This window comes from Cupriavidus sp. GW822-FHT03E04 (genome assembly GCF_058801495.1).
Genome location: NZ_JBXANI010000017.1, coordinates 47,282 through 73,810, shown reverse-complemented (window position 1 = coordinate 73,810; position 26,529 = coordinate 47,282). Strand labels below are relative to the sequence as shown.

Below are 26,529 nucleotides of genomic sequence, written 5' to 3'. Positions count from 1 at the left end.
CGACATCGCGTTTAGCAAGCCAGCGCCCACGCATCGATCTCGATTTCGATCCAGGCTTGGCTCGGCAGGCTCGCCACGCCAACCGCGCTGCGGGCAGGCAGCAACTGGCCGGGAAACGCCACGCACAGCACGGCCGAGGCCGCGTCCAGCACCGCGGGATGGTGCGCGAAATCCGCCGATGCACGAATGAAGCCGCGCAAGCGCATCACTTGTGCCACCCGGTCCAGCTGGCCGCCGCAAGCGTCCCGTAGCGCCGCCAGCGCATTCAGCATGGCCACTTCGGCGGCAAGGCGCGCGTCGGCCACGTCGTACTCGCCGTGGCAAATGCCCGCGATGGCTATCCCATCTTGCCGGCAGGTCTGGCCGCTGATGGCAATCCATCGCCCTTCCTGTCCGGACACCATGCAGGAAGGGGCATACATGCCGCGCGGCACGGGAGCGCTCGGCAATGCAAAGCCGGCGGCTGCCAGCCGGGCCTCCGGAGATGCATGGCTCACGGCGCCTCCCATTCCACGTTGCCGCTTAGCCAGCAACCATCTCCCCCCCCTTCCGGCGAATACCGAGGGCTCACCTGGATCTCGGACGGGCAGCCCATGGCTTCGCCTTGCACGACGGTGACCGCTTGCGAGCCAGCACCGTCGTTGGCAAACGCGCCCGACGCAATCAGATGCCCCCAGAGCGCGGCCGCGGCGATGCCCGTCGCCGCGTCCTCGGGGTAGCCAGAGGATTTGGGGAACTGCCGGGCATGCACAACGTGCGGCGCCGTCGCATCCATCGCAAACGGATAGAGCCCCGTGGAACCGATCGACTCGCACAGCGCTGCCATCGCGTCGAAATCCGGCTGCAACCGGTTGAGCGCCGCCATATCCGGCAGTGCCACCAGGGTCTTGACCCGGCTGGTGGATGCGTTTGTCATGGCGTAGTGCGCGGCGCCGGCCGGCAAACGAAGCACGTCGGCCACGCGCTGGCGCTCCGGCTCCAACAGCGCACGGCGATTGACGGGCGGCTGCGAGATCCAGGCGCGCTGGTGCGCTTCATCCCACCGGGCAACGACCGGGCCGCTCAAGGTCTCCACCCGTGCCGTGGGGCTGGTCCAGCGTTTCCATTGGCGCAGCGCCCAGAGCGTGCCGACGGTGGCGTGCCCGCACATTTCCATCTCGTGCTGCGGGACAAAGAAGCGCAGGCGCCAGTCGAATCGGCTATCGCTCGGCGGCAGGACAAAGGCGGATTCATGTCCATGGCTGAGTGCCACCTGCTGCATGGCAGCATCGGACATGCCGCGCGCATCGGCGACAAGGGGAACCGGGTTGCCGCCACGGGCCGCGTTCGCACCGCGCACAAACACGCGCATGACCGTGACCGCGCCGGGCGTAGTGGGCATGCTGATCGAGGCGGGCTTATTCAACGGTGGCCCCCACGGATCTAGCAATAGCGCCCCAGTACGGAATGTCCTTGTTCACCGTTGCCTGCATCTCGGCCGGCGTGCCCGGGTGAGCGGTAACGCCCTTGGTGGCCAGGTCGCGGGCCACAGCGCGCTGCGCGAGCACCGTGTTCAGCGCCGCATTGAAGCGGCTGACGATGGCCAGCGGCGTGCCCTTGGGAAAGGCCACGCCATACCAGAGCTGCTGCTCGAAATTGACAATGCCCTGCCTGGCGAAGGTCGGCACGTCCGCCAGCAGCGGCGTAGGCGCGGTCGTGGCGATGGCCGTGATCTTCTGCGCTTTCACATAAGGCGCCAGGCCGACCGGGTTATCGAACATCAACTGGACCTGCCCGCCCATCAGGTCGGTATAGGCCGGCGCCGCGCCGCGATACGGCACGTGGATCATGGGCACGTTCGCCAGCTTGCTGAACTGCTCCCCCATCAGGTGGGAGACCGTGCCCACGCCAACCGAGCCGATCGTGGGCTGCCCGCCTGCCGCCTTCAGCTTCTCCACCAGCGCCTTGACGTCCTTGGCCTGCAAGGACCGGTTGACTGCCAGCACATAGGGCGACGTGCCGATGAAACCCGCGTAGGCGAAGTCGCTGGCCGGGTCATACGCCAGCTTCGGGTACACGCTGACGCTGACCGCATGCGTGCTGGTGGTGACGACCCCGGCGGTGTAGCCATCCGGCGCGGCCCGTGCGACAAAGGTCGAGCCGATGGTGCCGCCGGCCCCGCTACGGTTGTCGATGACGACCGGCTGCCCGAGTTCCTTTTGCAGCAGCGGCTGGATCGACCGGATGACAAGGTCGGTGCCCCCGGCTGCCGGGAACGGGACGACCAGCGTGATGGGCCGGGTAGGCCAGCCTTGTGCAAAGGCCGCCCCGAAGCTCAGGGCGGCAAGGATGGCGGCCGAAGCCCCGTAGGCTCCGTAAGACAGCAAAGATCGATGGAAAGGTCGGTATGGCAGTCGTGGCGCAGATGACATGGCGTTCTCCCTGGATGGAAGCAACGAGTCTATTCAGGCGCCCTGGGCAGGCCAAACCCGGATGCGACAAGCGGCAAGCCCAAATGCGACAAGCCGCCGCGCGGCCCCGCGCGTTCTACGGCCTGGTGGTCGAGGTGGCCATCGTCCGGCCGGGCCCGGTGCAAAGCGGCATGGTGCATCCTTACTGCGCCACCGGCAGGGACTCGGCCGGCCGCTTATTCCAGCATCGCCATGGAGAATGCGCTATCGTGCGCGCCCGGCGTGCCAATCTTCCAGGAACAGGCCATGCCGGTGGCCATGAACGCGTTCCCCGCCCTCGCCTCACCCCGCCGAGTTGGCGGGAAGCACCGAAACACGGACGCTGGTAATGCCCAGCGGCTCGCGCCCGGCAGCATCCGCTGCGACCGTCCACGCCTTCAGCGTCTCGGCGACCGACTGCAACAGCGCCGCGCCCGTAGTGGACGCTTGGTCCTGCCCCAGCAACACCTCGAACGACGCGCTACGCTCGCCCGCCACCTGCAGCCGCGCATCCAGGTCGCCCAGCAAGGCGTAGACGGCATTGGCCAGCAGCTGCACAAAGCCGCGCTGCAGGCCAAGCGGCTGGTACTGCGGGCGAATCCAAGACTCGACCAGCGTGACGAAGATCACGCCGGTTTCGTCGGCATTGATCTCGAACGCGCAGTACCCGACCGGATCCAGGTCTCGCGCGAGGATCAGGCGGTAGAACAGCACCTGGCCGCAAACCTCATCGGTATCCATGTCCATCTCGAATGCCTGGCCCGGCTCCCAGTCCTCGCTGTCGAGGACTTCGCCAACGGCCGGCTCGTCGCCGGCATGCACCTCGAGATGGCTGCGCAGCGCAGCGAGCACCTCATCGCGCCCGGGCGCTTCCGGCGGTTCCGTATAGATGGCAAACCGCTCTGCCTCGCCCGCCTCGGCAAAGGCGGTGCCCATCAAGGGCGCGAGCTGCAAAGGCAGCGGCTCCTGCAGGGCTTGGCGGAGAGTGTCGGTATTGGTGGACGCGGTCATGGGCTTGATTAGACTTGATGAGGGCTTGGGATTGAATGCGCGCCAGCGGCGCAGGCACAAAAAAGTTAGCGCCGAGTTTGCCACAGATATGGCGCGGCGAAGCGCTCGGATGGGTTGGCGCCGCATCAACCCGCAACCAGCCAGCAGCGCCTGTGCCACAATCGCCCGGCCGGATACCGAAACACCCCGCAAAATAGCCGCCGGCCCACAGAAAAAAAAGGAAACCCCATGTCCTCCCGCCGTCAATTCATGAAAACAATGCCGGTGGCCGTTGTCGCAAGCCTTGCCGCCGTCCCGGCCTGGCGTGGCGCTTACGCCGCCGCGCCCACGCTCGACGAGGCCGATCCGCAGGCGGTCAAGCTGGGCTACAAGGCGGATACCCGCAAGGTAGACCAGGCCAAATATCCCAGGCATGCCGCCAGCCAGACCTGCGCCAACTGCCAGCTGTTCCAGGAAGGCGCCAACCCGGCAACGGGCGGCTGCGTGCTGTTTGGCGACAAGCAGGTAGCTGCCGCCGGATGGTGCAGTTCGTGGGAACAGGGATAAAAGCCGAAGGTTGCACGCTCAGTTGCCCTGAGCGTCCCGGGGCGAAGCCGGCCCCGCGCCCTGCGCCTGCGCTTCGCTGCGCTCCCGGTCCTGCGCATCCCACAATCGCCCGCGCGTGCGCGGGTCCACCGGCAGGCGCTGCTGCATGGCCGCCTTGGCCAGCATATGGGCGCTGATCGGCGCGGTAAGAAACAGGAAGGCAGTCACCAGCAACGCATGCAGGCTCAGGCCGTCGCCTTGGTTGCTGAAGAACACCACCGACGCCAACACTACGCCGCCAACGCCAAGCGTAGTCGACTTGGTTGGGCCGTGCAGGCGCATGAAGAAATCCGGCAGCCGGACGAGGCCGATCGCGCCGACCAGGGTGAAGACGCTGCCGATCAGCAGCAGCGCGCAGGTGGCGATTTCCGCGACGGGGCTCATCGAGTCCATTGGGTCTCCCGGTGCCGGTTACTTGAGTTCGATGATGTCGCCGCGCTGCAGGTACTTGGTCAGCGCGACGGTGCCAATGAAGCCCATCACCGCGATCAGCAGCGCAATCTCGAAAAACAGCGCCGAGCGCAGCCAGATGCCGAACACCACGATCAGCGCGATGGCATTGATATTGAGCGTATCGAGCGCCACGATGCGGTCGGGCAGGCCCGGGCCGCGCACCAGGCGGATAAAGGCCAGCAGGCAGGCAACCCCGAGGATCGCCAGCGAAATCGGTATTACGACGGCAAGCATTCGAATATCTCCCTTAACGGTGTCTCGTAGCGCGTCTTGATCAGCGCGATCAGCCTGGCCTCATCGTCAAGATCCAGCACATGCACCAGCAGTCGGCGGCGGTCGTCGCTGAGTTCGGCGCACAAGGTGCCAGGGCTGAGCGACACGATGCTGATCAGCGCGGCCAGCGCCAGCTCGTGCTCGACATCGATCGGCAGCTGGATAAAGGCCGGGCGCAGCCGGGATACCGGCCCCAGCACCAGGATGGCCACTTCCACATTGGCCACCACGATGTCGATGAGCACATGCACGAACAAGCGCAGCATCAGGTCGGGACGAGACAGCCGCACCGGCCGCAGCCAGAGCCGTGACCCGATTCGCAGCGAGAATGCCCAGCCGAGGAAGGCACCCAGCGCCAAGTTGCCTGGCGATGCGCTATTGGCCAGCAGCAGCCAGATCGCCAGCAGCGCCAGGCTGAGCCAAGGATGCGGGAACAAGCGTTTCCACATGGTGTCAGCCTCCCCCGGACGGCAACACCGCGCGCAGGTACGCGCCACGGTCGAACAACTGGGCGGACGTGTCGGCAAGATACTGGCTCAGCGGACGGGCACACACGACCAGCGCCAAGCTGCAGGCCAGCAGGAACGCGCAGCAGCCCAGCTTCCAGCCATCGGGCGCAATGCGCTGGCAAGCGCCATGGCGCTCTGGATCGTGATCCTGGGGCAGGCGCCACAACAGGCGCGTGCCCGTGCGGCTGACCGCAATCAGCAGCGCCAGGCTGGACAGCAGGATGCAAGGCCACAACACGGCCGCCGCCGGCAGCGAGGCACTGCGCATGACCATGACCTTGCCGATGAAGCCGGATAGCGGCGGCAGGCCGATCGCCGCCACCGCCGCGACCAGGAACAGCAAGCCTGCCAGCCGCGAGCCACGGACCACCGCCACCGGCTCGCGCGCCGGGGCGGCAGGCGGCGCGGGCTCCAGCGCGTCCGCCAGCAGGAACAGCGCCGCCGTGCACAGCGTGGTGCTGAGCAGGTAATACAGCGCCCCTGCCCAGCTTTGCGCTGTCTGCATCGACACGCTGGCCGCCAGCAACCCTACCGATGCCAGCACAAGGTAGCAGGTCAGCGATTTGAGGTTCGGGGCGGCCAGCGCGCCGAGGGCGCCGAACGCCATGGTGGCAAGGGCCAGCCACCACACCCAGTCATGCAGGAACACGCCCAGCATGCCATCCGGCGCATCGAAAACCAGCGCGGCGCAGCGCAGGATGGCGTAGATGCCCACCTTGGTCATGATGGCGAACAGCGCCGCGGCCGAGCCCGTGGCGCTGGCGTAGGCCTTGGGCAGCCAGAAAACCATGGGAAACAGCGCGGCCTTGAGCGCGAAGACCAGCATCAGCATGACGCCCGCCGCCGTGGCCAGCGGCACATCGGCCGGCGCCAGTCCGGCCAGCCGCACGCCCATATGCGCCATGTTGAGCGTGCCGCTCAGCCCGTACAGCACGCCGATCGCGATCAGGAAGAAAGCGGATCCGGCCAGGTTCAGCACGACGTAGTGCAGCCCGGCACCGATGCGTGCCCGCCCGCCGCCGTGCAGCAGCAAGGCATAGGAGGCGATCAGCAGGATCTCGAAGAAGACGAAGAGATTGAACAGGTCGCCGGCCAGGAAGGCGCCGTTCAGCCCCATCAGCTGGAACTGGAACAGCGCATGGAAATGCCGCCCGAGGCGCGCATCGCCCCGGCCCGCCGCCACCACGGCGGCCGCGCCCAGCACCGCGGTCAGCAACAGCATCAGGGCGCCCAGCCGGTCGAGCTGGAGCACGATGCCAAACGGCGCTGGCCAGTTCCCGATGTGATCGACCATGATGGCGCCCGTGGCCGCCACACTGACCATGCACGCCGCGACCGGCAGCAACAGCAGCGTGACCGCGGTGCTCAGCACGCGCTGGGCCCGTGCCCAGCGCGCCGGCGCGGCCACCAGCAGGCCGCCGGCAAACATCGGCAGCAGGATGGGCAGGAGAATCGACAGTTGGAGGCTGTGGGTCATTGGCCGCTCGCCGTGTCTGTGCCGGGGGTGCCGGAGGGGCCGGGGGTACCGGCCGCCGGCGGCTCGCCCTGCGCCGGGCCCGCTTCCCTGCCGTCCACATGATCGCTGCCCGTGATGCCGAGGGAGCGCAAGGCCAGTACCACCGCGAATGCCGTCATGGCAAAACCGATGACGATGGCCGTCAGCACGAGGCCCTGCGGCAGCGGATCGGCATACTGCGCGCCCGTGGCAATGATCGGCGGGCGGCCGGTGGAGAGCCGCCCCATCCCCAGCAGGAACAGGCTCACGGCGTACGAGATCAGCGCCAGCCCCACCACCACGGAAAACGTGCGGGCACGCAGCAGCAGGTAGATGCCGCAGGCCATCAGGATGCCGACCGTGCCGGCGTAGACGGCTTCCATCAGTCCCCCTCCTTCGCATTGACATTGACATTGCCATTGCCATTGCCATTGCCGTTGACACTGACGCGCTTGTCGCGCACACCGAGGTGGGACACGATCAGCAAGGTCGTGCCCACCACCGTGAAATAAACGCCAAGGTCAAACACCATGGCGGTCGCCAGTTCGATTTCTCCCAGCACCGGTATGTGGAAATGGCCGAAGGCCGTGGTCAGGAACGGAAAACCAAACGCCCAGCTGCCCAGGCCGGTCAGCCCCGCCACCAGGATGCCGCCACCGGCCAGCGCGCGATAGTTCAGCGCGATGCGCGCCTGCGTCCACAGCACGCCGCTGGCCACGTACTGCAGCAGCAAGGCTACCGCCGTGATCAGCGCGGCGATAAAGCCGCCGCCCGGCAGGTTGTGCCCGCGCAGCAGCACGAAGACCGCGACCAGCATGGTCAGCGGCAACATCAGCCGGGCCAGGATGGCGAGCAGCAAGGGATGGCTCTGGCTTGACCATGGCAGCCCGTTGGGCCCCGCTGGCGGCGCTGTCAGGCGCATGCCCTTGAGCAGCGCCTGCACCGCCAGTCCGGCGACCAGCAGCACGCAGATCTCGCCCATCGTATCGAAGCCGCGGAAGTCCACCAGGATCACGTTGACCGCATTATGGCCACCGCCGCCTTCCACGCTGTTGGCCAGGAAGAACGAGGAGATCGCGTCGTAAGGCCGGGTCATCACCGCGTAGGCCAGGATGGCCAGCAGCGTGCCGCCGCCCAGCGCCAGGCAGCCGTCGCGCACGTGCCGGCCCACCGAGGACGAATCCGGCCGGTCAACAGGCAGGAAGTACAAGGCCAGCACCAGCAGCAGGATCGTGACGACCTCGACCGAGACCTGCGTCAGCGCCAGGTCCGGCGCCGAGAAGCGCGTGAACAGCAGCGCCACCAGCAAGCCGCACGCGCTCAGCAGCACAAGCGCGTTCAGCCGTTGCCGGTGGGCAATCACCACGCCGATCGCCGACAGCCCCAGCAAACCCATCCCCGCCACCGTCATGAGGTCGAGCGGCATCGATGGCACCGGGCCAGCCAGCGTGTCCAGGTCGGACAGGAAGACGGCGGGAATCAGCAACATGGCGGCCAGCATCCACGCCAGGTAGCCTTGCAGCGAGCCAGTCTCGAATGCGCCGGTGACGCGCCCGGCCATCTGCGCCAGGGTGTCGATGCCGGCCTCGAACGCATCGCGCGCGTTCAGATGGGCAAAACGCGCGTGCGTCCGATGAAAAGCGTTACGCCGCAAGAAGAACAGCACGCCGCCGCCGCCCATCGAGACCAAGCTCATCACCAGGGGCAGATTGACGCCATGCCACAGGCTGAGGCTGTATTCCGGCAGCGGGCCGCCCAGCGTCGCCAGGGCGGCCGTCGCCAGCAAGGGCCCTACCGTATACGCCGGGAACAGCCCGACCACAAGGCAGATGGCAACCAGCACCTCCACCGGGATCTTCATGGAGCGCGGCGGCTCATGTGGCGGATAGTTCGGCAAGTCGTCCGGCTCGCCGCCAAAGAACACACCGTAGATAAAGCGCAGCGAGTACGCCACCGTCAACGCCCCGGCAAGGGTCGCCGCCGCCGGGATGATCCAGTTGAAATCCCCCAGCAGACCCTGTGCGAGCGTCTCACCGAAGAACATCTCCTTGCTCAGGAAGCCGTTGAACAGTGGCACGCCCGCCATCGAGAGCGACGCCACGATGGCCAGCAACGCTGTGTGCGGCATATAGCGGCGCAGGCCCCGCAGCCGTTGCAGGTCGCGCGTGCCGGTCTCATGGTCGATGATGCCCGCCGCCATGAACAGCGATGCCTTGAACACCGCATGGTTGATGATGTGGAACAGCGCGGCCACCGTGCTCAGCTGCGTGTCCAGGCCGAACAGCAGCGTGATCAGGCCAAGATGGCTGATGGTGGAATACGCCAGCAGGCCTTTGAGGTCCCGCTGCAGCAAGGCCATGCCCGCGCCAAACACCAGCGTGGCAAGGCCGGTGAGGCTGACCATGTAGAACCACCAGTTGGTGCCGTCCAGCACCGGATACAGCCGCGCCAGCAGGAAGACGCCGGCCTTGACCATCGTGGCGGAATGCAGGTAGGCGGACACCGGCGTGGGCGCTGCCATCGCATGCGGCAGCCAGAAACTGAAGGGAAATTGCGCGGACTTGGTAAACGCCGCCAGCAAGATCAAGCTCAGCATCACCGGATACAGCGGGTGGCGCTGCACGCTGCCGGCCTGGGCCAGCACCACGGAGAGCTCCATGCTGCCGCAGATATGCCCGAGCAACAGCACGCCGGCCAGCAACGCCAGCCCGCCCCCGCCGGTCACCGTCAGCGCCATGCGCGCGCCCTTGCGCGCATCGGAGCGATAGGACCAGAAGCCGATCAGCAGGAACGACACGATGCTGGTCATCTCCCAGAACACCGCCAGCAGCAGCAGGTTGCTGGACAGCACCACACCCAGCATCGCCGCCATGAACAGCAGCAGCAGGGAGAAGAAACGTACGGTGGACTCGCTGCGCGGCAGGTAGTAGCGCGCATAAAGGATGACCAGCAACCCGATGCCCAGCACCAGCAGCGCAAACACGTAGGCCAGGCCGTCCGGCCGCAGGCTGAGGCTTAGCCCGATGTCCTCGAGCCAGGGCTGGCGCCAGGCAATGGTGCGGCCCTCGAACACGGCGCTGCGCACGCTGAGCAGCAAGCCAAGGCCAAGCAACGGCGTGCCCACCACGATGGGCGTGGCCAGAAAGCGTACGCGGCGCCGCACCAGCAACAACAGCAACGCTGCCAGCAAGGGAAGCGCGATCAACCAGGCCATCACCATCGGCGGGCTCCGCAAACGCGCCGCGTGCTGCCGGCGACGGGGGCATCAATGAGGTTAAAGGGGTTTTCGATGGCGTTCAATGTGTCGGCGTCCTGGGAAGCTCCGTGGCGTTCATGGACATGCTTGGGGTAAGTGTGATGGCGTCTGCGCCTCAGGCAGGTTGACGACAAACACCGGCACATCCGATCTCGCGACAAGGGCGGTGGCGACGGGGCCGGGCGTGCCCACGCTGCCAGGTTTCCCCCCAGCTGCCGCGGCCTATTTTGCGCCACAGCCACTCGCCTCCGGCGCGGCCCCGCCTTCCCGGATAAAGAATTCAGATCCATCTCAAAAGAATTGAACACGAGGCTGGGCTTCGAGCCAAATGGCAGAAATGGAAGGCTGGTCATCGATTTCTCACATGCGCTAGCCCAAAGCCGTAAACAGCAGCCCCGCGATGCCCAGCCCGACCGCCGCCAGCGCATCCCCTGCGATCAGCCCGCCCCCCGCCAGCGATGTCGTGCTCATGTCCTCGGGCAAGGCATCCGGCGCGTCCCCGGGCTTGCGCAAACGGTTGAGCACGCTGGCCACGACGCCGCCCAGCGCAAACCACGCCGAGGTGGGCAGGTTGACGAATCCGCCAAAGGACGAGGCATAGGGCGACGGCAGCACCACCGCATCCAGCAGGAAATCGGCAACGCTGCCACCGCTTCCCGCCCGGGCAAAGCGCTGGTAGCGCGGCCACGACTTGACCAGAAGGCGCAGCACCGCCGTGGCCAGCCCAAGAACGATGCCCAGCACAACCGCCGTGCGCTGGTGCGGCAAGTTGTTGGTCAGGCCGCGCAACGCGCCGACGATCTTGTAAGTCATGGCCGAAGCCCAGTGCTGGGGCTGCTCGGCGGCCGAGAGCACAGTCTGGTCGAGCGCTAGCACCGGATAAGCCCGCATGAACAGCCTGGCGAACAACACCGCCAGCACCGCGCCGGCAACAATGCCCGCCACCTGGAAGCGAAACTGCACGGTGCGGCTAGTGCCGAGCCGCCAGCCGGTGGAGCGGTCTTGCTGCATGTCGCACGCCTCGCTGGTCGAGACCAGCAGCACCGTTGCCGCGATCAGCCCCACATTCGGGTCACGCAAACCCAGCGCGGCCATCAGGATCACGGACAGCACGAAAGCTGAAGAAATCGGGTTCTGGTCGACCATGCCCACCGAGATGCCGTTGACCATGGCGAACACGAACACCAGCAGCACCGCCAGCACCATGTAGCCCGCGGGCTGATGCAGCAGGCCCACGCCCACCGCCACCACCGCGAGCCCCCAGAACAGCACCCACGCCACCATCCGCCACAAGCTGCCGCCACCTGCCGCCGCAGAGGGTTCGCGCCGTATCCGGGCGGGCAACTGCTGGCCATGCCGATACACCTTGAGCAGGATCAGCGAGATATCGAGCAGCGCGGCGCCCATGATCATGCCGAGCGCAATCAGGAAGGTGATCTTGCGAAAGGGGTCGCCCGGTGCCAGCCAGCCGATCGCGACAAAGAAGGGGATCAGCGCCTGGCCCGCCAGCCCGGCAACCAGCGCCGCCACGCCGATGCGGGCCCCGACGATCATGCCCGCGCCATAGGTGGACGCGGACAAATCGATGGCGGCAAGCCGCTCCACGCGGGCCGCACCGATGCCGCTGACGATGCCCAGCACCGTGCCGCCGGCCAGCCGCGACACCGACTGCCTGAGCAGCACCGGATCCGTCAGGGCGCGCAGGATATTGGCCACCGCCAGCCCGGAGGGAAAGGTGAGTTGCAGCCGGTCGACCAGGATTGGCGTGTACAACATGCCCACGCCCACACCGAACATGCCCACGCAAAGCATGTACAGCATCAACTGCCAGATCGGCGGCTCGGGCAGGCCCATCCAGGTCATCGCCTGGATCACCACGGCCATGCCGCTCATGCCGGCGACCGATGCGGCAATGGTCTGGATATAGTTCGCGCCATGGCGGCCGTCCGCGCCATAGCCGTAGGTCACCGTGGAGCCGAGAATGCCGGCCAGCACCTGCCCGCCTACGAAGAAGCCGAGCGAGAAGTTCATGTACGCCGCGGCAATCCCGCCCAGCGGGCCGAGGACAAGGACCCCGATGGCGCCGAGCAGCGCATAGTATTTCCAGCCGCCCTGCTCTGGCAGCCATGCCCAGCGCCGGCCACTGGCGGCAGCAGCACCGAGCCTCCCGGCGTGTGCCGGCGAGGTAGCGTCTTGCGGTGGCCTGCCGACTGCCGTCATTGGCTTCCCCCATGCGGGCAAGCCGCATCGGTGGCGCTGGATCGAAGGAAAAAGGAAAAAGCCCGCGCGGCGAGGACAACGCTGCCGACGCTGGGCAGATGCTACCGCAAGCGACGCACCGCAGGCACGGCGTGCGTGCGCAAGGGCACGCTAAGACGCAGTAACGGTAAGGCGGAGGCACAAAAAAACCGGACACGAGACGTGTCCGGTAACCCATTTGCTGACTCAGATCGTGTCACTAACCCGAGTATTCAAATGATAACGATTATCATTTGAATACTCAAGGATGAAACGCGCACCCGCCGCTGGCAGCCCTCAAGCCGCCGCCATGCGCCGTGCCTGGCCCGCGCGATGGCGTCCGAACCGGAGCATGGTGGCGCCAGCGATCACCGCCGGTATCCCCACCATCAGGAACAGCGCCGGCATGGTCAGGCCCATCGACAACATCGTGCCGCCCCCGACCGAGCCAACCACCGAGCCCATCCGCCCGACGCCATTGGCCCAGCTCACGCCGGTGGCGCGGCAATCGGTGGGATAGTAAGCCGCCGACAAGGCATTGGCGCCCACTTGCGAGCCGGAGATGCAGAAGCCAGCGGCGAATACCGCCACCCCGGCCAACCATGGCGCCGTGGTCAGGCTGCCGATGGCGGTGATGAACACACCTGCCAGCGCGTAGCTTGCGGCCAGCACATAGTGCGGGTTGGCCCGGTCCATCAGCCAGCCCAGCACGATGGCGCCGAGTGTGCCGCCCACCTGGAACATCATGGTGACCAGGGCCGCCGTCTTGAGCGAGATCCCGGTTGCCCGCAGCAACGTGGGCAGCCAGCTGGACAGCAGGTAGATCACCAGCAAGCTCATGAAGAAGGTCAGCCACAGCAGCAAGGTCCCGCGCACCAGTTCGGGCTTGAACAGGTGCGCAGCCGGCGAGCCGGGCGCGCGCTTGTCCGCCACCACGATACTGCCAGGTGCGACACGCTCGCGCGGCGCGATCCGCTCCAGGATGGCCGCTACCTTCTCCGGGTGCTTGCCGCTCAGCACCAGGTAGCGAACCGACTCAGGCAGCTTCCAGACCAGGAGCGGCAGCAGCAGCAACGGCAGCACGCCACCCAGCAGCAGCACGGCGCGCCAGCCGTGCTCCTCGATCAGGTTCGCCGAGGCCAGGCCGCCAAGGGCCGAGCCGATCGTGAAGCCGCAGAACATGGTCGTGACCAGGAAAGAGCGGCGCTTGGCCGGGCAATACTCGGAGGTCAGCGTGATGGTATTGGGCATGGCGCCGCCCAGCCCCAGACCGGTCAGGAAACGCAGCGCCACCAGCCCCCACAGCGAGCCGGAGAACGCGGAGGCCAGGCTCGCGATGCCAAAGAACAGCACGCAGAAGAGCAGCACGCTCTTGCGGCCAAAGCGGTCGGCCAGCGGGCCGAACAGGAACGCGCCGGCCATCAGGCCGGTGAGCCCGGCGCCAAACAACGGCGCCAGGTGCGCCGGCGTGAGCTGCCATTCGGCGCGGATCGCGGGTGCGATAAAGCCGATCGCGGCGGTATCAAACCCGTCGATGGCGACGATCAAGAAGCAAAGCGCGACGATCGTGACCTGGAAGGCCGATAGCGGCTGGCGATCGATGAATTCGGTAATGCCGATGGATGGTTGCGTGGGCACAGCGGTCTCCTGCATTGTGTTTCGAAGCGGCCGATTTGCGATCGGCTCGCCATTTTTTGGCGGCTCTTTGGCCGCTCTTTGGTTGCTCTTTGCTTCTTTTGGACACTTTGGGACACTTTGGGCCACTTTGGGTCACTTCGGGCCGGCGCTCCTCCTACCGCGCCCCGCCCAGGCAGTCTTGCGCGCGCCAGCCGTGCAGCCATTGCAGCGCGTCGTAGAACTGGTCCTGCGTGCGTCCGACCCACAACGAATTGCGCACCAGCCGCTCCACGCCCTTGGCGTGATACAGCCGGCCCATCTCGCGGGCGGAGTACAGCACGCGCGCGGTGCGCGGGATGCGCGCCTTCTCGTACAGCGCAAAGGCCGCCACGAAATCGCCGTCGGTCTCGGCCACGGCCGCGCCGAGTGTCACGGCATCTTCCAGCGCCTGGCAGGCGCCCTGCGCGAGGTACTGCGTCATGGGGTGGGCGGCATCGCCCAGGATGGTGGCGCGGCCAAAGCTCCATTGCTCCACCGGGTCGCGGTCCGCGGTGGCCCAGCGCCGCCAGGAGGTGGGCCGGTCCAGCATCTGGTGCGGCCGGGCGTGGATGCCCTCGAAGTACGACAGCACTTCTTCCTTGCTGCCATCGCGCACGCCCCAGACTTCTTTCTCGCGGCTATGGAAGGTCACCACCAGGTTGTACTGCTCGCCGCCGCGCAGCGGGTAGTGCACCAGATGGCAGTTGGGGCCGGCCCACACTACCGGCGCGTTGATCTGCAGGTCGGCCGGCATGTCGGCCACATCCACCACGGCGCGGTACACCACGTGGCCGGTCACGCGCGGTTCGTCGCCGAGCAAGGCCTGGCGCACGGCGGATTTCACGCCGTCGCAGCCGATCACGGCCTCGCCCTGGTGGCGTTCGCCGTGCTGGTCGATCACGGTCACGCCGCGTTCGTCCTGCTCCAGCGCGCACACCGTGGTGGCGGTGCGGAACTGAATCAGCGGGTGATCCCGCACGGCTTCCAGGATGGACAGGTGGATGTCGGCGCGATGGATCACCGCATAGGGGTTGCCGAAGCGCTGGCGATAGCGCTCGCCGACATCCACCTTGGCGATTTCCGTGGCGTCAATCGCATCCATCATCACCAGGTAGTCGGTGAAAACGGAGCGCTTGCGCGCGGCTTCGCCCACGCCCAGCGCATCCAGCGCGGCAAAGGCGTTGGCACCAAGCTGGATGCCGGCGCCGATTTCACCGATCTGGGCCGCCTGTTCCAGCAATTCAACGCGGATGCCCTGCCGGGCGAGCGCCAGTGCGGCGGCCAGGCCGCCGATGCCGCCGCCGACCACGATCACCTTGCGGTCCGTGTTGCGCGTGTTGTTCATGTTCGTCTCCTTGGGTGCGCACCCGGTGGCCATCCGGCCTCGGGGTGCCCTGTCGCGTTGGTTAGCGCGCCGTGTAGTCCGGCTGCCGCTGAGGTTCTGCCTGCTGGAAGGCCGGGTGCTCGCAGGCATGGCGGTAGACCGCCATGGCGTGCTCGAAATGTTCGGTACGGCAGCCCATGCGCTGCGCATTGGCGATCTGCGGCACCAGGCAGCAGTCGGCCAGCGTGGGCTGGTCGCCGAAACACCACGGGCCGCGCCCGTGCTGCGCCAGCAGCCGCTCCACCGCGCCCAGCCCTTCGTCCACCCAATGCTGGTACCAGGCGTCCTTTTGCTCCGGTGTCACGCCCAGCGTGTCCTGCAGGTAGCGCAGGATGCGCAGGTTGTTGACCGGATGGATATCGCAGGCAATCACATTGGCCAGCTCCAGCACCCGCGCGCGCAGCTCCGCCGCTTGCGGGATCAGCCGCGGCTCGGGATGGCGGGCGTCGAGGTAGTCGATGATCGCCATCGACTGGCCCAGGTGGAAGTCGCCGTCCACCAGCGCCGGCACCACCGCCGAGGGGTTGATGGCCGCCACATAGTCCGCGACGCGATGCTCGCCCACGCGGATGTTGACCGGCTGGTAGTCGTACGGCAGGCCCTTGAGCGCCAGCGCGATGCGCACGCGGTACGACGTGGAGCTGTTGAAGAAACTATAGATCTGCACGGTGAAGCCCTCTTTCTCGAAATCCCGGAACCTCGACGCCGTCAGGCCACCCGCACCGACAGCTCGCCGAGGCGCTCCACGCCGGCAACCATCAGGTCACCCGGCTTGACGGCCCCGACGCCTTCCGGCGTACCGGTGTAGATCAGGTCGCCCGGTTCCAGGCGGAAGTACTTGGAGAGGTCCGCCACGGTCTCGGCCACCGACCAGATCAGGTGCGTGACGTCGCTGCGCTGCTTGTCGGCGCCGTTGACGGTCAGCCAGATCGCGGCCTGCTCGAAATGCCCCACTTCGCTAGCCGGATGGATCGGGCCGATCGGCGCCGAGGCGTCGAAGGCCTTGCCGATTTCCCACGGGCGGCCCATCTCGCGCATCTTCATCTGCAGGTCGCGGCGGGTCATGTCCAGGCCCACGGCATAGCCCCAGACGTGCTCCAGCGCCTGTTCCAGCAAAATATCGGAGCCGCCCTTGCCGATGGCGACAACCAGCTCGGATTCATAGTGGTAGTTGCTGGTCTGGGCCGGGTACGCCAGCGTCAGGGTCTCGCCATAGGCGACCGGGATCACGGCATCGGCCGGCTTGCAGAAGAAGAACGGCGGCTCGCGGTCCGGATCGAAGCCCATCTCGCGGGCATGCGCGGCGTAGTTACGGCCCACGCAGTAGACGCGGCGCACGGGAAACTGGTCGCTGGTGCCAACGACCGGCACGGCCACGGCAGCGGGAGGGGAAATGACGAAAGACATGGAAGACCTCAGGCAAGGAAATGGGAAAAAGGCAAAGAAATGGGACTGCGCCGGATCAGGTGCGCTCCTCGCGCAGCAGGTTGAGCGCGGACAGCACCGGGCGGTCGGAATAGCTGAACAGCACCGTGTCCTCGACCGAAGCCAGTTGCACCGGCTGCCAGGACGGCGCCACGAAGGTGTCGCGCGGCTCGAACTGGAACTGCGCCTCGCCGATGCGCACGGTGCCGCGCCCTTCCACCACGGAATAGATGGTGGCGTCGGTACTGCGATACGTTTTGCCCTGGAAACCGGCAGGGAGGTATTGCATGAAGGTAGCCATGGTCGGCATCGGCCAGCCGCCGGTGGCCGGGTTCACATAGCGCAGCTTCACGCCATCCCAGGCATCGAGCTCGCCGTTGCGGTAGAGCTGGTCCAGCGCCTCGCGGCTGCGGGCATAGGGATAGCTGAAGATTGGCGAGGTGGGATCGGTGACGCGGTGGCGCACCGGCAGCATGTTGTGGCCGAAGCGGGCAAAACTGTCGCCTTCGGGACGCAGCACCGGCTGCGAGGCTTCGGGGTAGTTTTCCGCAAAACCGGCGTCCAGGTGCTGCAGCAGCGGGATATCCAGCCCGTCGAGCCAGACCACCGGCTCGCCGCCCTGCTCCACGGACGGGTTGCCGTGGTCATGCCAGGTCCACGACGGCGTGATGATGAAATCGCCCGGATGCATGGTGGTGCGCTCGCCGTTGACGGCGGTCCAGGCGCCGCGGCCTTCCACGATAAAGCGCAGCGCGGACTGGGTATGGCGATGGCTGGGGGCAATCTCGCCGGGCAGGATCAGCTGCAAGCCGGCGTACAGCGTGGAGGTGATGCTGGACTTGCCGGGCAGGCCAGGATTCTCCAGCACCAGCACGCGGCGCACGGCTTCTTCCGCGCTGATGACCTCGCCCGCCTGCATCACCAGCGGGCGGATCTCGGCGTATTTCCAGATCGCCGGCTGCGCTTGCGGACGAGGCTCGCGCGGGACCAGCGCGTGCAGCGATTCCCACAGGGGCGCCATCTGGTTGCGGCCGATGCGGCTGTAATAAGCTGAACGGTCGGTGCTCTTCTTTGCGTCTGGCATGGCCTTGTCTCCGATTCATCGCCCGGTCGGGGCGCTGGGCAGCCGCCGTGGGCTGCGGGGTGCGATGGAAGATTTATACGCCCGGAGATATACCTTGTAAAATGATGGATTCCTCTTATCCATATGGATATGGATATACCTCAAAGGGAATACCCTGATGGATTGGACCCAGCGGCTCCGGCTGCGCAACTTGCAGATGCTGCTTAGCCTGGCGCAGACCGGAAACATGAGCCAGACAGCCGCGGCGCTCAGCACTACGCAGCCCGCCTTGTCGAAATGGCTCAAGGAACTCGAAGACGACATCGGGCTGCCGCTGTTCGAGCGCCACGCGCGCGGCCTGCGCCCCACGCCCTATGGCGAATCGATGATTGCCCATGCCAGGCGCATCGAGGCGCACCTGGATACCGCCCGCGACGACATGCAGGCCATGCGCGAAGGCGGCAGCGGTCTGGTGGTGATCGGCGCCTCCGGCGCGTCGGCTGCCGATACCGTGCCGCTAGCCGTCACCTCGCTGTTGCAGCGCCTGCCGAAAGCCCATGTCCGGCTGGTGGAAAGCACCATGAACCTGTTGATGGCGCAACTGGCCCGGGGCGAGGTCGATATCGTGGTGGGCCGCTCCGCGCCGGAACTGCAGGACGGGCAAATGCGCGCCGAGGCGCTCTACATGGAGCCGATCCATTTCGTCACGCGCCCGCGGCATCCGCTGTTTGAGCTGGCCGAACCGGGCTGGAGCGACCTGCAGGCATACCGGTGGATCGTGTGGCCACGCGGCACGCCCATCCGCAACACGCTGGAGTCGGCGCTGAACGCGGCTGGCCAGGGCATGCCGGCCGATTGCGTGGAGTCGAACTCGGTCATCCTCAACCTGACCTTGCTCAACCACAGCAACATGATCGGCGTGGCCTCGCACCGGACCGCGCGGCGCCTGGAGCATCTCGGCGCCCTGCGCATCCTGCCGCTGCGGCTGGCGGGCTTTGGCTCGGTATCCATGTACTGGCGCGACGACGGCTTTGGCCGTATCGCGGTCAGTGTCGCGCTGGACGCCCTGCGGCGCGCGGCGGTGCGCTCGGTCGATGAAATCCCCGACGACACGCACGGGTGACACCAGCCCGCGCGGCTTACCTGCAAGCCGCCAGTTGCCAGTCCCCGCCTTGCCACGCCAGCACGTGGGTCAAATCCAGCGCGTCGAGGAAGCGCCGGTCGTGCGACGCCACCAGGATGGCGCCGGGATAGGCGCTCAAGGCCTGCTCCAGCGCGCGCACCGAATCCAGGTCGAGGTGATTGGTAGGCTCATCGAGCAAGAGCATTTGGGCAGGCTGCGCGGCCCATAAAGCGCAGGCAAGCGCCGCCTTCAGGCGCTCGCCCCCGCTCAATTCGCCGGAAGGCTGCCGCACCAGCGCCGCGCCCAGCCCGAGCAACGACAAATGACTGCGCAGCACGCCCTCCGGCAAGGGGCTGTCCAATTCGCGCAGCCGCTCCAGCACGGACATCGCCGGCGGCAGCAGGGTCGCCGCCTGCTGATCGAGCCAGGCATTGGGAACACCTGCCGAGCAGGTCCCGGACACCAGGTTCTCGACGCCGGCCAGCAGCTTGAGCAACGTGGTTTTACCGCAGCCGTTCGGCCCGGTCACGGCAACGCGCACCGGCCCCGCCAGCGTCAGGCTGAGCGGCTTTGCGCCGGCCGCAAACGGCAGGATCGCATCTTGCGCGTGCACCACGCGCTTGCCCGCGGCGACCACCGCGCCGGGCAGCATCAGCGCCACCGGCGGGCCGGCCTCGATGCGCTGCGCGGCTTGCCGCACGGCATCGTCCAGCGTCGCGCGGGTTTCCTGCTGGCGCCGCTGCTCGCGGCCGGAATACCCCTGCGCACCGTCCTTCAGCCGGCCGAGGTGGATGCCGGGCAGGTTGGCCATCGTGCCCGCGCGGTCGTTGCGCGCGGCACGGCGCTGATGGGCATCGTGCTGGCGCCGCAAGTCGCGCAAGGCCGAGTTACGGCTGGTCCGCGCGTGATCCAGCGCGGCTTGCGCGGCGGCGGCTTCGGCATCGCGCTGCACCGCATACAGCGTGTAGTTGCCGCCGTAGTGGCGCAAGCCATCCGGCGTCAGCGCGGCGATATGGTCCATGTCTTCCAGCAATTCGCGGTCGTGGCTGACCACCACCACGCCGCCGCGCCATTGCCGCAACTGAGCGCGCAGCCATTGCCGGGCGACGAAGTCGAGGTGATTGGTGGGTTCGTCGAGCACCAGTCCATCTGCGCTGGAAAGAAAGGCCCCCACCAGCGCCACGCGCGTGAGTTCGCCACCGCTGAGGCTGGCGGCGAGCCGCTCCGGCTCCAGATGCCCCAGGCCAGCCGCCTCGCAGGCCAGCCGCAGCTGGCCGCGCAGGTCCCACCGCCCTTCCAGCAGGTCGAAGTCCGCCCCCTCCGGCTCGCCCCGCTCCACCCGGGCGAGCGCATCGAAAGCCGGCGTCAGGCCGGCGACATCCGCCAGCGTCGCGCCAGCTGCCAGCCTGCCGTCTTGCGGCACATAGGCAACGGTGGCATGCCTGACGACGCGCCCGGCATCCGGCGTGACCAGGCCCGCCAGCACCTTTGCCAGCACGCTCTTGCCGGTGCCGTTGCGGCCAACCAGGCCGATGCGCCGGGGTGGGAAGGTGTCGCTCAGGTCGTCCAGAAGCACCCGCCCATCGGGCAGCGCCACGGTGACGTGGCGCAAAGAAATCCAGAACGCCGGCTGCGAAGCTGAGTGGGAATCCAGGGGGGTGGCACCAGAATTACCGCCGGACTGCGGCGCGGAGAAAACCGCGAACGGAATCGATGTGAAGTCAGCCATGCAAGCTCCAGACAAGACAGGTAGCGCGCCTGGAACCCAAGTGCTCAACGAGGGCACAACAAGGGTTAACAAGGGTTCAACAAGCGCGAACAGGTTTGAAGTGGGCTTACAGGATCATTTTGCGTTGACTCCGGTGGATGCGGATGGTGTGACCGGTCAGGCCCCTGCCGAGTTCCGTTCAGTTTGTGTAGCCCGCAGCGGGCGAGCATTGCGCAGCGTTCGCCCGGCTCACGCTCGCCCGCCACTCACTTCATATCGGGAGGAACCCGTCATCCAGCCGCCCGCCGGCTCGACAGATGCCGCCCCGCATCCGGCGCGAGCCGGACATACCCGATCAACGACACCAGCGTCAGCGCGCCCGCGAAGAGAAACGCCCAGCGAAAATCACCGAGCGTAAAGTGCGGCACGTCGCTGGCCTCGCCGCGCAGCGATGCGGCAATCCTCAGCGACAGCGAGCCAAACGCAATGCCAAGGCCGATCGACATCTGCTGGGCAGCATTCCATAGCGTATTGGCGCTGCTCATCTGGTTTTGCGGGATATCGGCGTAGGCCAGCGTGGCGAGCGTGGAGAACTGCATCGAGCGCGTCACGCCGTAGATAAACACCACGAACAGCACGATGGCGAGCGGCGTCTCGGGCGTGAGCAAGCCGCACGCGACGATGAACACGCTGGCGAAAGCCACGTCGACGATCGCGGTGGCGCGAAAGCCGTAGTGTTGCAGCACGCGCGTGGTCAAGGCCTTCATGCCGAGGTTGCCGAGCGCGCTGGCGAGCAGCAACAGCCCGGAGCGGAACGCGGACAGCCCGAAGCCAACCTGGAACAGCAGCGGCATCAAATACGGCACCGCCCCGATGCCGATGCGGGTGACGGACCCGGTGATCACGGTGACCGAGAACGTCGGCACGCGCAGCGTCGTGAAATCGAGCAGCGGATGCTCGCGGCCCGCTGCATGGCGCACGGCGAGCACGCCCAGGGCGAGGCCGGCGGCCACGAACGCGCCCGCCGTTGCCAGGCTGGAGCCTTGCTGGCTGGCCAGCTCCGTGCCGTACAGCACGAAGGTGAGCGTGGCGCCGCTGAGCAGGAAGCCGACGATATCAAGCGGCTTGGGCTCGCTCGCGCGTTCGTTGCGGATCATCATGAAGGTGGCGATCAGCGCGGCGATGCCGAATGGCACGTTGAGCAGGAAGATCCAGCGCCAGGAGGCGTAGGTGGTGATGAACCCGCCAATGGGCGGCCCCACCACAGGCGCCACGATGGCCGGCCAGGTGATGGTGGAGATGGCCTTGATCAACTGGCGCTTATCCGTGTTGCGCACCACGATCAGCCGCCCGACCGGCACCATCATCGCGCCGCCAATGCCTTGCAGCACGCGCGCCGCGGTGAACGCGAATAACCCGTTCGATGCGCCGCACAGCACCGAGGCCACCGTGAAAACAACGATCGCCCCGCCGAACACCGTCCTTGACCCGAAGCGATCAGCGATCCATCCGCTGATCGGGATAAACACCGCCAGCGCCAGCATATAGGCCGTCATGCCCAGGCTCAGGTCATTCGGCCCGACCCCGAACGACTGCGCCATCTGCGGCAACGCAGTGGCGAGCACGGTGGTATCGAGGTACTCCATGAAGAAGGTAGCCGCGACGAGATACGGCAGGAATCTCATCGACGATGACTGGGTTTGCGTGTGGTCCATGGAGCGGCGGGTGCGGGGGGTGCGTGTCTGCGCGGCGAAGCGGGCGGACCGCTTTTTGCCACCGGGAAAGCCGTTTCAAGCCAGGATGGCAATCATACCGGGCATCGGCAAAGGACGTTTGCCCCGCCCGGCCCACGCTTTGGCCAGTCCATCATGCCGCGCCTGCGCGCGCCGGGTCTTCCGCCTGGCGCTGCGGCACGCGCACCGGGTCGACATGGGTCATCACATTCAGCACGTCCTGAATCTGCATGGCGGCGAGGCGCGCCTCCACCGCAATACGGTGCCCCGCCTCGACCGTCATTGCGCCATCGATCTCCAGATGCACGTCGACCAGGATCGCGTCGCCCATCTTGCGGGTCTTCAGGTCATGCAGGCCCAGCACGCCTGGCGTGGCCAGCATGGCCTGCCGGATCGCCTCGATGCTCTGCGCATCCACGGCGCGGTCCATCAGGTCATGCAGGGCATCCCAGGAGAACTTCCAGCCCATCCTGGTCACCATCAGGCCGACCACCAGGGCGGCCACTGGATCAAGCATGTGGTAGCCAAGCAGGTTGCCGCCGATGCCCACGGCGACCACCAGCGACGATGCCGCATCCGAGCGCGCATGCCATGCGTTGGCAACCAGCATGCTGGAGCGCACGCGCTCGGCCACGGCGAGCATGTAGCGGAACAACGATTCCTTTGCCGCCAGCGCGCCCAATGCCACCCACAGCGCGACACCCTTGACCGGCTGGATCAACTCGGGATGCTCCAGCTTTTGCACGGCCGACCACAGCATGCCGACGCCGACCGCAAGCAGCAGCAGGCCGATTGCCAGCGAGGCGGCGGTCTCGAAACGCTGGTGGCCATATTGGTGGTCGGCATCCGCGCCCTTGCGGCTATGGTGACTGGCGAACAGCACCACAAAGTCCGAGACCAGGTCGGAGAGCGAGTGAATGGCATCCGCGATCAACGCCTGGGAGCCGGCCACCACGCCCGCCACCAGTTGCATGCAGGTCAGCAGGATATTCACGGCCACGCTCACCCAGGTGCTGCGCCGCGCCGCCTGGGCTCTGGCGGGCGTTTCTACCTCGGCCTCGTCGATGACCTCGTCAGTTCGCATCGATGGATGACTCCTGTTGTCCGGTTAATGTCCGGTTAATGCCTTGCCGGGTAAAGCGCGGCCGCGCCCCAGCCATTCTAGCCACTCGAACAGCGCCATGCCGGCCAGCATGGCCAGCGCAAAGACTGCGCCTTGCCATGCGCCCGCGCCCAGCAGCACCAGCGCGGGCCCCGGGCAGATCCCCGCCAGCCCCCAGCCCACGCCGAACAACAGGCCACCACCAAGCAAGCGCCGGTCAATCCGGCGCGACGCCGGCAGCTGCATGGGCATGCCCAGCAGCGAGACGGCACGCCGCCGGGCGATACCGAACGCCACTACGCCCACCGCGATCGCGCCGCCCATCACCAGCGCCAGCGAGGGATCCCAGCGCCCGGCAAGGTCGAGAAATCCGAGCACCTTCTGCGGATTGGCCATGCCGGCCAGGATCAGCCCGAGGCCGAACACCAGGCCAGAGGCCAGCGAGATCAGCAAGGAAGAAAGGCGGTTCATGTCGCTCCTCATGCGCCGAGCAGGTGCCGTGCGACAAAGACCGTCGCAAAACCGGCCCCCATGAAGGCCGCGGTGGCCGCCAGCGAGCGCGGAGAGAGCCGCGACAGCCCGCAAACGCCATGCCCGCTGGTGCAGCCCGCGCCGTAGCGGGTACCCAATCCCACCAGCAAGCCGGCTACGACCAGCAGGCCAGCGCCGGCATGGACCCGGATCTCCGGCAGCGCGCCGAACAGGCGCCAGAGCAGCGGTGCCGCCAGCAGGCCAAGCACAAAGGCGATACGCCAGCCGGCTTCCGCGCGCGTTGGCCGCAGCAAGCCACCAACGATGCCGCTGATGCCCGCGATGCGCCCGTTGAACAGCACGAGCGCGGCGGCGGCCAGTCCAATCAGCAGGCCCCCGCCCAGCGCGGACCAGGGCGTGAAGTGTGTCCAGTCGATGATCATGGCCAGTGGCTCCTTCATTCAGTGGGGCAATACAGGGCGTAAAGCGTTTCGAGCACGGCCAGCGCCCGCGCATCGGCAACCGCGTAAAAAATCCGCTTGCCGTCGCGCCGCGTGTTGACCAGCCCTTCCGCGCGCAGCACACCAAGCTGTTGCGACAAGGTGGGTTGATGGATGCCAAGCAGCGCTTCGAGCTCGCCCACCGACATCTCGCCCTGGCTAAGCTGGCAAAGCAGCAGCAGCCTGTCTTCATTGGCGAGGGCGCGCAACATGGCGGTGGCGTCGCCCGCGGCGGCGCGCATCGTGTCCAGGCTCAGGGAGGGAGAAGCCGCTTGCATGGGTTCGGCAAAGGCCGGGCGAGACCCCGGCCTGCTAATCAATATACGGTTTAATATTATATTAAAAAGTATATTGATGCCAGTCGAGACCGACCTTCAATGCGACATCAACACCGGAATGTCGGCGTGGCGCATCAGGGTGCGGGTGGTGCCGCCAGTGACCAGCTCGCGCAGCCGGGCGTGCCCATAGCCACCCGCCACCAGCAGGTCGGCCTGCAAGTGCCGCACCGCCTCCAGCAGTAGTTGGCCAATCCCATGGCTGCCTTGCACGGCGTGCATGACGCTGGTGATGCCCTGGCGCGCCAGGTGATCTCGCAGGCCGGCGTGCGCACCGGGCACATCGGGCATGCCGTGGGTCGCCGAGCCGTCATGCGCGCTGGACGCCGACACCACGGTGACACGCTTGGCCAGGCGCAGCAGAGGCATCGCATCGGCCACGGCCCGGGCGGCTTCCCGCCCACCATCCCATGCGATGGCGACATGTTCGCAGGGTAGATGCCGCACGCCCGGCGGCACCAGCAGCACCGGGCGGCCGGTGTTGAGCAACACATATTCCGGGGTCTGTGCCACCAGCACGGGAATGGACTCCGGCCCGGGCAAGCGGGCCAGGACGACTACGTCCGCCACCCGCCCCTGCTGGACCAGCGCCCAGCCCACGTCGTCCTCGATGACCCGGTGGGTGAAACCCACGCCGGGCGCCGCTTCGCTCATGGCCCGATGAAATGCGGCGCTGGCTTCGGCGCCCTGCGCCAGCAACTGGCGCCGGGCCAGTTCCGCGTAGTATCCCGCCTCGTCGCCCGCGCCCCGGAACGGCTCCAGCCGCATGCCGGTGGCCGTCACCCCGATCACATGGCCGGCCGAGCGCTGCGCCAGTTCCGCAGCCAGGTTGACGCGATCCGCACAGCCGGGATCCGCACCGAGTTCGACCAGCACGGTCTTGAAATCCATGATGTTTTCCTCCGATCTGGAGACCCCTGCACACGGTTGCAGACGTTTTTCCGACTATCCGAAAATGGACTCTACTCCGTGCGCGGGGCAGCGCAAGCGGGCAATGCGGGCGAATTGCGGCAGATCAATGCCGAAAGCCTGCCCCGCGCGGCCGGCGCGCGGGACTACGCAAGCGGCGCCAGCTCGATCTGGCTGGCCATTGGCGCCAGCGCACGGATCAGCATGATGCTCATATCGGTGAACGCCAGCGTGCAACTGGCCAGCGTGCCACGCCAGTCCGCATCGGCCAGCGTCAGGTTCTCCCAGACCTCGACCGGATGCTCGGGCGGCACGCCCTGCGCCACCAGCCAGGCGGCGATATCGCTGGGCATGAAATCCCATGGGCGCGGAATCACGATGGCGTTGCGCTGGTCCGCCAGCACGTGCACCAGATGGCGCTTGAACGGCTCCAGGTCTCCGCGCCGGTGAAAGGTCAGGAAGGTGGTCTCGTCGAAGCAAACCTTGCCGCGCGCAGCCAGCACCTGGGCCGAAGAGATGCCGGGCACGGTATCCACCGGATGGCCGCATGCCCGCTCGACCCGCTCCAGGTACTGGAAACCGCTGAAGTGCATGTCGCCCATGAACAGCACCACACAGCGCCGGCCGCCATGGTGCTCGGCGGCAACCCAGGCAAGCCGCTCCACCTGGTCCTGGTATCCCATGGTGACCACCTGGGCCGCCGGCGGCACCAGCGGGCGGATGACGTCGATGACCGTGTCGAAGCCGGCCACGATGTCGGCGCCACGGACCAGTTCCGCCACGCCGTGGGTCAGGAAGTCGAGGTGCCCGGGGCCAACGCCGGCGCAGATGATCATGAAGAATCCCGGTTCGATCGATGCAAAAGGGGACG

The 26,529-nt window shown here is 66.9% G+C and carries 27 protein-coding genes; 3 read left to right on the top strand and 24 right to left on the bottom strand.

All coding sequences use genetic code 11. The features are described 5' to 3' along the window. Window positions 1–11: 11 nt before the first annotated feature. From AC1RQC_RS24430 to AC1RQC_RS24420, 3 genes are read right to left on the bottom strand one after another with little or no spacing between them, the layout of a single operon-like run. On the bottom strand, window positions 12–497 hold the full coding sequence (locus tag AC1RQC_RS24430; protein WP_492371216.1) for a RidA family protein: 486 nt from the start codon (window positions 495–497) through the stop codon (window positions 12–14). Continuing rightward, window positions 494–1,381 (bottom strand): PhzF family phenazine biosynthesis protein, encoded by an 888-nt coding sequence (locus tag AC1RQC_RS24425; protein WP_492884879.1) that lies wholly within the window; start codon window positions 1,379–1,381, stop codon window positions 494–496. The genes AC1RQC_RS24430 and AC1RQC_RS24425 overlap by 4 nt, the downstream gene beginning before the upstream one ends. A 16-nt stretch (window positions 1,382–1,397) precedes the next feature. After that, on the bottom strand, window positions 1,398–2,366 hold the full coding sequence (locus tag AC1RQC_RS24420; protein ID WP_492884877.1) for a Bug family tripartite tricarboxylate transporter substrate binding protein: 969 nt from the start codon (window positions 2,364–2,366) through the stop codon (window positions 1,398–1,400). A gap of 20 nt (window positions 2,367–2,386) precedes the next feature. Here AC1RQC_RS24420 and AC1RQC_RS24415 point away from each other — a divergent pair, with 20 nt between their 5' ends. Continuing rightward, window positions 2,387–2,779 (top strand): hypothetical protein, encoded by a 393-nt coding sequence (locus tag AC1RQC_RS24415; RefSeq protein WP_492884875.1) that lies wholly within the window; start codon window positions 2,387–2,389, stop codon window positions 2,777–2,779. Here the strand turns inward: AC1RQC_RS24415 and AC1RQC_RS24410 are convergent. Beyond that, window positions 2,733–3,440: a hypothetical protein gene (locus AC1RQC_RS24410; RefSeq protein WP_492811908.1), complete on the bottom strand. Its 708-nt coding sequence runs from the start codon at window positions 3,438–3,440 to the stop codon at window positions 2,733–2,735. The two genes, AC1RQC_RS24415 and AC1RQC_RS24410, sit on opposite strands and share 47 nt — an antisense overlap. 228 nt (window positions 3,441–3,668) lie before the next feature. On the opposite strand from AC1RQC_RS24410, the gene AC1RQC_RS24405 reads away from it, so the two are divergent. Continuing rightward, window positions 3,669–3,986: a high-potential iron-sulfur protein gene (locus AC1RQC_RS24405; protein ID WP_174425926.1), complete on the top strand. Its 318-nt coding sequence runs from the start codon at window positions 3,669–3,671 to the stop codon at window positions 3,984–3,986. Window positions 3,987–4,004: 18 nt separating this feature from the next. On the opposite strand, the gene AC1RQC_RS24400 is transcribed toward AC1RQC_RS24405, so the two are convergent. The 12 genes from AC1RQC_RS24400 to gtdA form a co-directional block, all read right to left on the bottom strand. Further along, the gene (locus tag AC1RQC_RS24400; RefSeq protein WP_492884956.1) at window positions 4,005–4,409 is read right to left on the bottom strand and encodes a Na+/H+ antiporter subunit G; all 405 of its coding nucleotides are present in this window, start codon (window positions 4,407–4,409) and stop codon (window positions 4,005–4,007) included. 27 nt (window positions 4,410–4,436) lie between these two features. Then, window positions 4,437–4,712: a K+/H+ antiporter subunit F gene (locus AC1RQC_RS24395; protein ID WP_441631606.1), complete on the bottom strand. Its 276-nt coding sequence runs from the start codon at window positions 4,710–4,712 to the stop codon at window positions 4,437–4,439. Then, window positions 4,697–5,200, bottom strand: a complete 504-nt coding sequence (locus tag AC1RQC_RS24390; protein ID WP_492371212.1) for a Na+/H+ antiporter subunit E — start codon at window positions 5,198–5,200, stop codon at window positions 4,697–4,699. Before AC1RQC_RS24390 ends, AC1RQC_RS24395 begins: the two co-directional genes overlap by 16 nt. Before the next feature lie 4 nt (window positions 5,201–5,204). Next, on the bottom strand, window positions 5,205–6,737 hold the full coding sequence (locus AC1RQC_RS24385) for a monovalent cation/H+ antiporter subunit D (RefSeq protein WP_492884873.1): 1,533 nt from the start codon (window positions 6,735–6,737) through the stop codon (window positions 5,205–5,207). Then, on the bottom strand, window positions 6,734–7,138 hold the full coding sequence (locus tag AC1RQC_RS24380) for a Na+/H+ antiporter subunit C (protein WP_492371210.1): 405 nt from the start codon (window positions 7,136–7,138) through the stop codon (window positions 6,734–6,736). Before AC1RQC_RS24380 ends, AC1RQC_RS24385 begins: the two co-directional genes overlap by 4 nt. Further along, window positions 7,138–9,975 (bottom strand): monovalent cation/H+ antiporter subunit A, encoded by a 2,838-nt coding sequence (locus AC1RQC_RS24375; protein ID WP_492884871.1) that lies wholly within the window; start codon window positions 9,973–9,975, stop codon window positions 7,138–7,140. The genes AC1RQC_RS24380 and AC1RQC_RS24375 overlap by 1 nt, the downstream gene beginning before the upstream one ends. Before the next feature lie 405 nt (window positions 9,976–10,380). Continuing rightward, the gene (locus tag AC1RQC_RS24370) at window positions 10,381–12,231 is read right to left on the bottom strand and encodes an OPT/YSL family transporter (protein ID WP_492884869.1); all 1,851 of its coding nucleotides are present in this window, start codon (window positions 12,229–12,231) and stop codon (window positions 10,381–10,383) included. A 315-nt stretch (window positions 12,232–12,546) separates the two neighbouring features. Continuing rightward, window positions 12,547–13,887 (bottom strand): MFS transporter, encoded by a 1,341-nt coding sequence (locus AC1RQC_RS24365; protein WP_492826724.1) that lies wholly within the window; start codon window positions 13,885–13,887, stop codon window positions 12,547–12,549. 154 nt (window positions 13,888–14,041) lie between these two features. Further along, window positions 14,042–15,250 (bottom strand): 3-hydroxybenzoate 6-monooxygenase, encoded by a 1,209-nt coding sequence (locus tag AC1RQC_RS24360; protein WP_492884867.1) that lies wholly within the window; start codon window positions 15,248–15,250, stop codon window positions 14,042–14,044. Window positions 15,251–15,311: 61 nt separating this feature from the next. Then, on the bottom strand, window positions 15,312–15,956 hold the full coding sequence (maiA, locus tag AC1RQC_RS24355; protein WP_492371205.1) for a maleylacetoacetate isomerase: 645 nt from the start codon (window positions 15,954–15,956) through the stop codon (window positions 15,312–15,314). Between the two features lie 41 nt (window positions 15,957–15,997). Continuing rightward, entirely contained in the window at window positions 15,998–16,696 is a 699-nt protein-coding gene (locus AC1RQC_RS24350) for a fumarylacetoacetate hydrolase family protein (protein ID WP_492884865.1), read from the bottom strand. A 55-nt stretch (window positions 16,697–16,751) separates the two neighbouring features. Next, the gene (gene gtdA / locus AC1RQC_RS24345; RefSeq protein WP_492371203.1) at window positions 16,752–17,798 is read right to left on the bottom strand and encodes a gentisate 1,2-dioxygenase; all 1,047 of its coding nucleotides are present in this window, start codon (window positions 17,796–17,798) and stop codon (window positions 16,752–16,754) included. Window positions 17,799–17,955: 157 nt separating this feature from the next. Here gtdA and AC1RQC_RS24340 point away from each other — a divergent pair, with 157 nt between their 5' ends. Then, entirely contained in the window at window positions 17,956–18,900 is a 945-nt protein-coding gene (locus AC1RQC_RS24340; RefSeq protein WP_492371202.1) for a LysR substrate-binding domain-containing protein, read from the top strand. Between the two features lie 16 nt (window positions 18,901–18,916). Here the strand turns inward: AC1RQC_RS24340 and AC1RQC_RS24335 are convergent, their stop codons facing one another. The 8 genes from AC1RQC_RS24335 to AC1RQC_RS24300 all read right to left on the bottom strand — a co-directional run bounded on the left by AC1RQC_RS24335 (window position 18,917) and on the right by AC1RQC_RS24300 (window position 26,494). Then, complete coding sequence (locus AC1RQC_RS24335; RefSeq protein ID WP_492884862.1) at window positions 18,917–20,629, bottom strand: ABC-F family ATP-binding cassette domain-containing protein; 1,713 nt, start codon at window positions 20,627–20,629, stop codon at window positions 18,917–18,919. Window positions 20,630–20,898: 269 nt separating this feature from the next. Further along, window positions 20,899–22,323 carry a DHA2 family efflux MFS transporter permease subunit gene (locus AC1RQC_RS24330; protein ID WP_492884860.1) on the bottom strand — a complete coding sequence of 475 codons (1,425 nt, stop codon included), beginning with the start codon at window positions 22,321–22,323 and terminating at the stop codon, window positions 20,899–20,901. Between the two features lie 151 nt (window positions 22,324–22,474). After that, complete coding sequence (locus tag AC1RQC_RS24325; RefSeq protein WP_174425909.1) at window positions 22,475–23,425, bottom strand: cation diffusion facilitator family transporter; 951 nt, start codon at window positions 23,423–23,425, stop codon at window positions 22,475–22,477. Between the two features lie 24 nt (window positions 23,426–23,449). After that, window positions 23,450–23,914, bottom strand: coding sequence for a DUF6691 family protein (locus AC1RQC_RS24320; RefSeq protein WP_492371199.1), 465 nt, complete (start codon window positions 23,912–23,914; stop codon window positions 23,450–23,452). A gap of 8 nt (window positions 23,915–23,922) precedes the next feature. Continuing rightward, window positions 23,923–24,357 carry a YeeE/YedE family protein gene (locus AC1RQC_RS24315; protein ID WP_492371198.1) on the bottom strand — a complete coding sequence of 145 codons (435 nt, stop codon included), beginning with the start codon at window positions 24,355–24,357 and terminating at the stop codon, window positions 23,923–23,925. A 14-nt stretch (window positions 24,358–24,371) separates the two neighbouring features. Continuing rightward, on the bottom strand, window positions 24,372–24,692 hold the full coding sequence (locus AC1RQC_RS24310) for a metalloregulator ArsR/SmtB family transcription factor (protein ID WP_492371197.1): 321 nt from the start codon (window positions 24,690–24,692) through the stop codon (window positions 24,372–24,374). Window positions 24,693–24,788: 96 nt separating this feature from the next. Continuing rightward, window positions 24,789–25,640, bottom strand: a complete 852-nt coding sequence (locus tag AC1RQC_RS24305; protein WP_492371196.1) for a universal stress protein — start codon at window positions 25,638–25,640, stop codon at window positions 24,789–24,791. Window positions 25,641–25,804: 164 nt separating this feature from the next. Further along, on the bottom strand, window positions 25,805–26,494 hold the full coding sequence (locus AC1RQC_RS24300; RefSeq protein WP_492371195.1) for a cobalt-precorrin-7 (C(5))-methyltransferase: 690 nt from the start codon (window positions 26,492–26,494) through the stop codon (window positions 25,805–25,807). Window positions 26,495–26,529: the final 35 nt, after the last annotated feature.

Excerpts from the sequence above, each read along its gene's own strand:
- AC1RQC_RS24425 (WP_492884879.1), bottom strand. The coding sequence starts at position 1,381 with ATGCCCACTACGCCCGGCGCGGTCACGGTCATGCGCGTGTTTGTGCGC.
- AC1RQC_RS24415 (WP_492884875.1), top strand. The coding sequence starts at position 2,387 with ATGGCAGTCGTGGCGCAGATGACATGGCGTTCTCCCTGGATGGAAGCA.
- AC1RQC_RS24410 (WP_492811908.1), bottom strand. The coding sequence starts at position 3,440 with ATGACCGCGTCCACCAATACCGACACTCTCCGCCAAGCCCTGCAGGAG.
- AC1RQC_RS24405 (WP_174425926.1), top strand. The coding sequence starts at position 3,669 with ATGTCCTCCCGCCGTCAATTCATGAAAACAATGCCGGTGGCCGTTGTC.
- AC1RQC_RS24400 (WP_492884956.1), bottom strand. The coding sequence starts at position 4,409 with ATGAGCCCCGTCGCGGAAATCGCCACCTGCGCGCTGCTGCTGATCGGC.
- AC1RQC_RS24395 (WP_441631606.1), bottom strand. The coding sequence starts at position 4,712 with ATGCTTGCCGTCGTAATACCGATTTCGCTGGCGATCCTCGGGGTTGCC.
- AC1RQC_RS24390 (WP_492371212.1), bottom strand. The coding sequence starts at position 5,200 with ATGTGGAAACGCTTGTTCCCGCATCCTTGGCTCAGCCTGGCGCTGCTG.
- AC1RQC_RS24385 (WP_492884873.1), bottom strand. The coding sequence starts at position 6,737 with ATGACCCACAGCCTCCAACTGTCGATTCTCCTGCCCATCCTGCTGCCG.
- AC1RQC_RS24380 (WP_492371210.1), bottom strand. The coding sequence starts at position 7,138 with ATGGAAGCCGTCTACGCCGGCACGGTCGGCATCCTGATGGCCTGCGGC.
- AC1RQC_RS24375 (WP_492884871.1), bottom strand. The coding sequence starts at position 9,975 with ATGGTGATGGCCTGGTTGATCGCGCTTCCCTTGCTGGCAGCGTTGCTG.
- AC1RQC_RS24370 (WP_492884869.1), bottom strand. The coding sequence starts at position 12,231 with ATGACGGCAGTCGGCAGGCCACCGCAAGACGCTACCTCGCCGGCACAC.
- AC1RQC_RS24360 (WP_492884867.1), bottom strand. The coding sequence starts at position 15,250 with ATGAACAACACGCGCAACACGGACCGCAAGGTGATCGTGGTCGGCGGC.
- AC1RQC_RS24350 (WP_492884865.1), bottom strand. The coding sequence starts at position 16,696 with ATGTCTTTCGTCATTTCCCCTCCCGCTGCCGTGGCCGTGCCGGTCGTT.
- gtdA (WP_492371203.1), bottom strand. The coding sequence starts at position 17,798 with ATGCCAGACGCAAAGAAGAGCACCGACCGTTCAGCTTATTACAGCCGC.
- AC1RQC_RS24340 (WP_492371202.1), top strand. The coding sequence starts at position 17,956 with ATGGATTGGACCCAGCGGCTCCGGCTGCGCAACTTGCAGATGCTGCTT.
- AC1RQC_RS24335 (WP_492884862.1), bottom strand. The coding sequence starts at position 20,629 with ATGGCTGACTTCACATCGATTCCGTTCGCGGTTTTCTCCGCGCCGCAG.
- AC1RQC_RS24330 (WP_492884860.1), bottom strand. The coding sequence starts at position 22,323 with ATGGACCACACGCAAACCCAGTCATCGTCGATGAGATTCCTGCCGTAT.
- AC1RQC_RS24325 (WP_174425909.1), bottom strand. The coding sequence starts at position 23,425 with ATGCGAACTGACGAGGTCATCGACGAGGCCGAGGTAGAAACGCCCGCC.
- AC1RQC_RS24320 (WP_492371199.1), bottom strand. The coding sequence starts at position 23,914 with ATGAACCGCCTTTCTTCCTTGCTGATCTCGCTGGCCTCTGGCCTGGTG.
- AC1RQC_RS24315 (WP_492371198.1), bottom strand. The coding sequence starts at position 24,357 with ATGATCATCGACTGGACACACTTCACGCCCTGGTCCGCGCTGGGCGGG.
- AC1RQC_RS24310 (WP_492371197.1), bottom strand. The coding sequence starts at position 24,692 with ATGCAAGCGGCTTCTCCCTCCCTGAGCCTGGACACGATGCGCGCCGCC.
- AC1RQC_RS24305 (WP_492371196.1), bottom strand. The coding sequence starts at position 25,640 with ATGGATTTCAAGACCGTGCTGGTCGAACTCGGTGCGGATCCCGGCTGT.
- AC1RQC_RS24300 (WP_492371195.1), bottom strand. The coding sequence starts at position 26,494 with ATGATCATCTGCGCCGGCGTTGGCCCCGGGCACCTCGACTTCCTGACC.